9 protein-coding genes are annotated in these 7,457 nt (G+C 54.8%); all 9 read left to right on the top strand.

Features of this window, described 5'->3' with window-relative positions:
- The first annotated feature begins 191 nt into the window (after window positions 1–191).
- On the top strand, window positions 192–692 hold the full coding sequence (locus J8X26_RS05910; protein ID WP_208950415.1) for an STY4534 family ICE replication protein: 501 nt from the start codon (window positions 192–194) through the stop codon (window positions 690–692).
- Window positions 693–767: 75 nt separating this feature from the next.
- On the top strand, window positions 768–1,304 hold the full coding sequence (ssb, locus tag J8X26_RS05905) for a single-stranded DNA-binding protein (RefSeq protein WP_208950414.1): 537 nt from the start codon (window positions 768–770) through the stop codon (window positions 1,302–1,304).
- 10 nt (window positions 1,305–1,314) lie between these two features.
- Window positions 1,315–1,515 carry a hypothetical protein gene (locus J8X26_RS05900; RefSeq protein WP_208950413.1) on the top strand — a complete coding sequence of 67 codons (201 nt, stop codon included), beginning with the start codon at window positions 1,315–1,317 and terminating at the stop codon, window positions 1,513–1,515.
- Between the two features lie 175 nt (window positions 1,516–1,690).
- Window positions 1,691–2,122 carry a DUF29 domain-containing protein gene (locus J8X26_RS05895; protein ID WP_208950412.1) on the top strand — a complete coding sequence of 144 codons (432 nt, stop codon included), beginning with the start codon at window positions 1,691–1,693 and terminating at the stop codon, window positions 2,120–2,122.
- Between the two features lie 152 nt (window positions 2,123–2,274).
- On the top strand, window positions 2,275–3,519 hold the full coding sequence (locus J8X26_RS05890; RefSeq protein WP_208950411.1) for a TcpQ domain-containing protein: 1,245 nt from the start codon (window positions 2,275–2,277) through the stop codon (window positions 3,517–3,519).
- The gene (gene pilM / locus J8X26_RS05885; protein ID WP_208950410.1) at window positions 3,519–3,956 is read left to right on the top strand and encodes a type IV pilus biogenesis protein PilM; all 438 of its coding nucleotides are present in this window, start codon (window positions 3,519–3,521) and stop codon (window positions 3,954–3,956) included. Before J8X26_RS05890 ends, pilM begins: the two co-directional genes overlap by 1 nt.
- Window positions 3,957–3,967: 11 nt before the next feature.
- Entirely contained in the window at window positions 3,968–5,656 is a 1,689-nt protein-coding gene (locus tag J8X26_RS05880) for a PilN family type IVB pilus formation outer membrane protein (RefSeq protein ID WP_208950409.1), read from the top strand.
- 2 nt (window positions 5,657–5,658) lie between these two features.
- Complete coding sequence (gene pilO2, locus J8X26_RS05875) at window positions 5,659–6,948, top strand: type 4b pilus protein PilO2 (protein WP_208950408.1); 1,290 nt, start codon at window positions 5,659–5,661, stop codon at window positions 6,946–6,948.
- On the top strand, window positions 6,935–7,456 hold the full coding sequence (gene pilP / locus J8X26_RS05870; RefSeq protein WP_208950407.1) for a type IV pilus biogenesis protein PilP: 522 nt from the start codon (window positions 6,935–6,937) through the stop codon (window positions 7,454–7,456). The genes pilO2 and pilP overlap by 14 nt, the downstream gene beginning before the upstream one ends.
- Window position 7,457 lies beyond the last annotated feature (1 nt).

The raw sequence follows: 7,457 nt of genomic DNA, 5'->3' as shown, positions 1-7,457 counted from the left end.
GAGAGATGGCGCTTTCGGGCGGTTACGTTAAATCTGTTTAACCTTTGCAAACAGAGACCTTCGGGTTAAGGCCACCTTCACAAATTCAGCCAGCCAGTGACTTCGTTACTGGCTTCCCTGCGGGAAACATTTTCCCGCAGGGGATGATTGTTTCTCCGCTACCTGTTTATTTTCACTCCGGAGAGAACATCATGACTGCTACTGCAAATACCCCTGCTTCAAACAATGCTTCACATTCGTCCTCTCAGCCTAAGGCTGAATATTTCAATCTGAACGTTACCGGCATCGGATACCTTAAAAATATCCGCAAAGTTGCTGGCTCGACCGGTGAATTCACCTGTGCCGTCATTAATGCCCTTACCGGCCCGACAGACAATGCGTCTTACACTCGTTTTGACGTGACTGTTGCAGGGAAGGAAAGTGTTTCACTCATCAATCGCTGCCAAAAATCAGTGGATGAAGAGAAACAGGTGCTGATTGGCTTCGTTCTGAGCGGTCTTACCGCTGACGTCTTCACCTTGTCTAAAGGGGATCACGCCGGTGAAAGTCGTCCAAGTTTAAAAGCCCGACTGATTGCGGTCGAGTGGATAAAAATTGGTGGCGAGATCGTCTTCAAATCCGAAAAACCGACCTCTACCCCGCCGGGACAGAATGCAGAACAACTGAAAAGTTACGCTGACAATTCATTCTAACCCGACACGGATACACACCCAGCTGGAACACACCAGCGGGTGTGTTCCTCTCAACTACTTTAAGAGGAATTCATTATGTCCAGTCGCGGCGTAAATAAAGTTACCCTGATCGGTTTTTTAGGACAGGAACCCGAAGTTCGTTATCTTCCCAACGGTACGGCAGTGACGAATATCTCATTGGCCACCTCCGAATCCTGGCGTGATAAACAATCAGGCGAAGAGAAAGAGCGTACTGAATGGCACCGCGTGGTGTTGTTTGGCAAGCTTGCTGAAATCGCCGGAGAATATCTGCATAAGGGATCTCAGGTTTACATCGAAGGTCAGTTGCAGACCCGAAAATGGTCTGACAATGCGGGTGTCGAACGTTGGACGACTGAAATCGTGGTCAAACAGCAAGGCACTATGCAGATGCTGGGCAGCAGTAATCGCACCAACACCAGTGCCCAGCCTCCAGGCAAACAGCAATCCGCTGCAACTCCTGCACAAAGCGGAACACCGCAGTCAACCCCGCAGTCAATGGGCAATGAACCGCCGATGGATTTTGACGACGACATTCCGTTCCTCGGTTACGGGTACGGCGTGTGTCGCGGTGCTCTTTACGCGATGTCCTGAGGAGTCCAACATGCAATATGGCGAACTTGCTTTAGCGTGCTGTGGAAAGAAAATACCTATTGAAGTAATGCGAAGTCGTGCTGGTTTTTATCTCGGAACGTCTGAAAACGCGGAACCTCTGTCACGTGAATCAGTTGAATATTGGCCTACCCAGGGTGAAGCAGAAGATGCTTTGCGCAATGGATACTGGTCTCAGCTGACTTATTGTTGATTTTTAACTATCCACCCTGTGGGGAGAACTTTCCCCACAGGCGATTTCCCTTTTGTTAGCCGCTTATGCTGTATGAAGCCTTGTATACACTACCTATCGCCAGTTTTGACTGGCGTTCGATTCTCTGACAGACTCACCTTATCGAAGGTAAAGTGCGCTGTTGGCGGAGGACACTATGACTAACCGTTATAATACTGACTTTTATGGCTGGACTCAGGATCAGGCAGATTTGCTGCGTTCTGGTAGCCTCAGCGAACTGGATACACAGAACCTTCTGGAGGAGATTGAGGCAATGGGAACAAGCGCTGAAAACGAGCTGGAATCTCGCCTCGAAGTTTTGTTTATCCACCTGCTGAAATGGCAATTCCGGTCCGACCGACAGGGGCGCAGTTGGCAACTCACCATCGAGGAGCAACGCCGCAAGATTGAGCGCCGCCTCAAGAAAAGTCCGAGCCTCAAGCATAAACTGCCTGAAATTATAGAAGACGCCTACGGTGATGCCGTGATAAGCGCCGAGCGTGAGACAAACATCAAGCGTTCCGTGTTTCCCACTGTCTGCCCGTGGCCATTCGAGCAGTTTATGAATCCGGATTTTTACCCCGATTAACTCAGTCAATATGTTTTCCTGAAACGCCGGCTTGCCCGGCGTTTTTTTATCTCTTTTTTCTTCAGTTTCCAGAAAGAGTTTAACGTTGTCCCACTTTGTGCCGCCGTCAGAATATCCGTCTCTTAACAGGATGACTCTTACGGTGAACATTGATGGCAAAACTGACCCAGCATCCCGGGCGCAAACTGGCATGGCTTACGCTGTCATTGCTGACCGCCGGATGCACCCATAACAGCACGTCCTCAGACCGGCTGCCGCGTATCTCCGCCAATCCCCGCGTCAGCGATATTTATCAGAGCCAGTCGCCCGAGGTGGTTCGCTATGATAAATACACCCTGGTCAGCACCCGGCCAGCGGATGCTCAGCGCGACCCGTTAAATCAGATGGTCGATATTACAATGCCGGCGCAGTTAGTTCGCTCTGTCGGAGATGGGTTTCGCTATCTGCTGCTGGAATCTGGTTACTCTCTTTGCCCGGCATCCTCTGCCGTATTTACAGAGTTACTGAGCCGCCCGTTGCCGGCCGTGCAGCGCTCGATAGGTCCCGTTCGTCTGAACGAGGCGTTGCAGATACTGGCCGGCCCTGCCTGGCGTTTACGCGTTGATGATGTCAACCGCGAGGTGTGTTTTACACTTCGCGATGCCTACCGTGATTTTGCCCCGCGCGCAGCGACGCCGGTATCCTCCCGTTTGCCGACGACGGCGGCTGCTTCCCCGCGATTGTCGGGTAATCCATTCACCGCCCCGTCAGTTAGCGCCTCAAATACTAATCCGGCCGCATCTCTGCTTCCTGTGCCCGCTGCGGGACAGCCTAAACCCGTGCTGAAACCAGAAAATGTCCCGGTACCCTCCCCGGTGCTAACGACAGTGAAAAAAGGCACCCTGACGGGCAACGTGCCCCCCGTTGCCACAAAACGCGCGCCTGCAGTGCCATCCGCTGCTCAACAAAGGCTGACAGTGCGATCCTCTATAAAAACGTCATCACCTTCTGTTGTGGCAACGGGCTCGAAGCCTGCATTGACTACACAGACATCCCCGGTGCCTAAAGCGCTTCCTGTACAAAATCCGTCGATCTCTTCCTCAGACATTCTGTTTGGAACGCCGGTAACGGTTGTGCCGTCTGGGCAGCTGTGGCGTGCCGAGGTGGGGTCCACGCTGAAAGAGACGCTCACCCGCTGGGCGGGTTCGGCGAAGTGCGACAACGGCGGGAACTGGGTTGTTATCTGGCCCGTATCGCTCGACTACCGCATCGACGCACCTCTTACATTCCATGGCAACTTTGAGTCGGTGCTGGTTCAAGTCTTCGACCTGTATAGGCAGGCTGACAAACCGCTTTACGCCGCCGCCAGCCGCATGCAGTGCCTGGTGTCCGTCAGTGACCAGCCCGGTCGTCACTGATGGGGTATGCCATTGCCGCTTTGGCCATGATTTTTTTGCTGATTGTCGGCAACGTTCAGACCCAGGATGCCTCTCGCCTTGAGCGTCAGGGGATCCAGGTGAATGCCGACCGCCTCGCCTCGGACATGCTCCGGTTGGCCAGCGCGGTGAATGACTGGCGATACACCCGGCAGTTGGCCGAGGGGCCGCTTGCCGTCGGGCAGTTTGGCATTGTGCCTGTTCCTGACAGTCACGTTCAGGCGGCAATTCAGGGAGGGAGACTCTGGGTCTGGTCTGCGGACCGCCCGGGCCTGGTCGATTTCCTGAACAGCCAATCAGTGGGTTCAGCCCTGGTATGCACGATATCGGGCGGACGCATGAAAATGCCTGACGGCACCGATATGAATTTGTCCCTTCCTGCCGGCGTGGCGGAAGGCAACGTCGTTTATCTCAACTAAAGGAATCGAGAATGCTGAAGTATTGCCTTTCCCGACCCGTTCTCCACGCCGCTATCACTGCCGCGCTGGTGATGCTGGCCGGATGTTCTCTTAAAGAAATTAGCCGAATGGACCGCCAGGCGAGCGGAAACGCTGACACTGCGCAGCGGATAAACCAGAGCCGGACGGGGTTATCTCAGGATCCGGTTACCTGGACGGATAAGCCCTGGGTCAACCTCAGGCCCGTTATCCCTGTCGTGTCTACACCGGACGGTGATTCCATCCCGGATTGCCAGATAACGATTAATCGTCCTGAAGGGATGACTTTGCCCGAAATTGGGCAGCGTATTACTGCAGTGTGTGGGCTAAGGGTGACAATTACGCCTGATGCACTGCAGACGCTGGTAGCCTCTGGTGGGGGTAATGTCACTACGCAACAGATGACAGGCAGATTGCCTGCACCTGATGACAGCGGAAGGGTTCCCCTCTCTCAGATTGGTGGCCAGGGCCAGCAAGCGAGCTCTGTTTCTTTGGAAGACCCGGTGCTCAGTGGTCTGAAATGGAACGGTAATCTTCGTGGCTTGCTTGACATCATCTCCAGCCGTCTTGGCCTGTCTGTCCGTAATGATCAGGGCAATATTGTTTTTTATCTGCTTGATACCCGAACCTATCAACTGGTGATCCTTAATACCAAAATTGACAGTACAGCTTCAGTGAACTCAGGTTCTGGTAACCAGCTTGGAAGCAGCGGCGGAACAAGTTCCGGCACGTCCGGTGATATTAATTCAGCGCAAAAGACGGCATACGACCTCAGCAGTAACCTGTATGACGATATCCGTAAGACTATTGATAACATGATAACCCCGTCAAAAGGTCGTTATTGGTTATCCTCTGCCAGTGGCACACTGACGGTAACGGATTCGCCGGTGGTTCTCGACAGGATCGGGCGTTACATCGAGTACCAAAACAAGGTCCTTAACAGACAAGTTCAGCTTAGCGTTCGTGTTCTCAGTGTGACTCAGACCCGTAACGAACAAATGGGTCTTGATTGGGGATTGGTTTACAAGTCCCTGCATACCGCTGGAGCGACACTTTCCGGCAATTTCACCGATGCCGCCGACAATGCAGGCTCAGCGGGTATCTCCATTCTGGATACGGCCAGCGGCAGTGCAGCGCGTTTTTCTGGTTCACAGTTGCTCATTAAGGCGCTGTCAGCGCAGGGCAATGTCAGCGTTGTGACGCAGCTCAATCGTGCAACGACCAACCTCACGCCTGTTCCTTATCAGCTCTCCAATCAAAAAGGCATTCTGACCAGCTCGAGCTCCACGGCGACGGCAAATGTAGGCGTTACGTCTTCGATGCAGACCAGCATTCTGACGACGGGCCTGTTCATGACGATGCTGCCGTATATCCAGGAAAACGGTGACGTGCAACTGCAGTTTGCCTTCAGCTATTCCAGCCCTCCAAAAGTCGAATCTTTTGTCAGCAAAGACGGCAACACTCGAAATGACGTTCCGACGTTCCAACAGGAGGCATTGACCCAAAAGGTCAACATGCGTGCCGGTGAAACACTTGTACTGACGGGCTCTGACCAGGTCACGACTTCCGCTGATAAGCAGGGGACGTTTACCCCAGGTAACTTTATTTTAGGCGGTGGTCAGAACGGCAGCACGACGCGGACCACCCTGGTCATTTTAGTGACACCTGTGTTGCTGAGGTAACGATGAGAAAACGTAAAGAAAAACTTCCTTCAGCGGCTACGCAGCCCGTTCTTTTTGAGGGGCGCAGCGGATGGCTTGCGGGATTACGATGGGCGGACGAAAAGGGCGCCGGGATTGGGTTTGGACATAATACCCGCGGTGATACCCATCGGATCCGGACGGGCAGAAAACCCAACAGAATGGTCGGCTTTGCCCGACCTGCCCGGGTCAGACGCGGCGTTGGTCTCTTTTCGCTGGCCGCTGCATTTTTAATACGTGAAGGAGACAACAGCTACGGCATTTATCGTCTTGATGAAGACACTGACAGCTGGGTGTTCTTCGCCACCGTCGGGGGTCGCCTCTCCGTCATGGGAGACGTGGTCGGCACATTGCACGAGGTCAACGCCGCCCGCGAACGTTTCATTGAGTTTAACGACCCTGCTGATGTGCAGCGCGGCTGGCAATGTACGGCGACGCCAGAAGCCCCTCAATCCTGGCAAAGCCTGAGCGGTTCACTCACCCGTATGCAGCGTCGTCGCGTTCAGCTGCGACAGATCCCCTCTCTGCCAAAATTAGGCGCACTGGTATTGCTGATAGCGGGTGTTTGTGCCGCGCTCTATTACTGGCGGGATGATGCGGCCTTGCGGGCCAGGCAGGCGGCTGCGCTGGCTGAGTACAAGGCGCAGGCCCTGACGGCGACGAAGCCCAGCGTCCCGACAAAGGCTGCGCATCCATGGGCCTCTTTGTTACCGTCCTCTGTTTTTCTGAGTCAGTGCTGGTTTACCCGTGAGCCTCTGCCTGTTTCGGTGGTGGGATGGCGGCTGACCGCCGGCGAATGTACCCAGACGGGGCTGCGCTTGCGGTACGTGGCTATGCCCGGTACCACGGTGGAGGATTTTGCCCGCCGCGCTAAACAGATTTTTGGGCAGAGTGCGGAGTTCAACCTGAAAGAGGGCGGACAGAACGGGGATGTCAACGTGCCTTATGCCGCCAGCACGCAGCCCGTGCGCGATGAGGACGTACCCGACGGCAACGCACAACTGATGCGTTTTGTTTCCCATCTGCAGCGGCGTGATATCCACGTCCAGTTTACGGAGATAAAACCGCCGGAAGTCATCCCCGGCGCAGCAAATCCTCCTCCCCCTCAGGACTGGCGTGAGTTTACCTTTGCGGTCAATGCCCGTCTGGCTCCGGAGTGGATGCTGGCCGGCTGCGATGATACCGGGCTTCGTCTCTTCAGTATTGCCTTTACGCTCAGCCCGCAGGGGCAGTTTGACTACACCGTCAAGGGGAGTCTCTATGCACAACGTTAAACCCGCCTCCCGGCTCTGGCTGCTGGGCATTTTTGCTGTCTTCTGCCTGCCGTGTCTGGCGGCAGAAAGCCCGGTCGCAGCCGATGCCGGGAATGTCACGATTGGCCAGCTCGAGGCCATTCAGTCCCGCAACTTCCTGCTGGAACAGCAGGTGCAAACCGCCCGACTCACCAGGCAGCTGCGTGAGAGCGAAAGCGAAATTCAGATGACTCAGGCGAGCCCGGTGTCCAATGCCCCCACGCCGCTGCCTTTCATTCCCTCTGGCTCGCCGTCTGCGGGGGCGGAACAGCAAGCCACCAGGGCACCGTCAGAGAAGAGTGTCCCGGCGCCTGTCCGTCTTCAGGAAATTTATGGTCGGGGCGCGCAGCTGCGTGCCCGTATTGTTCTGCCTCAGGGCGGGGTGACCGAGGTTTCTCCCGGCGATCAGTTGCCGGGAAGCAAACTGACGGTCAAATCCGTCACCCTGAACGCAGTGAAACTGAGTGACGGGACAGAACTGTCCTTCTGAT

This window comes from Rahnella sp. ChDrAdgB13 (assembly GCF_017655185.1).
GTDB classification, from domain to species: domain Bacteria; phylum Pseudomonadota; class Gammaproteobacteria; order Enterobacterales; family Enterobacteriaceae; genus Rahnella; species Rahnella contaminans.
Note: the sequence above shows the minus strand (reverse complement) of the source record. Positions and strands in the feature narration are given on the sequence as shown.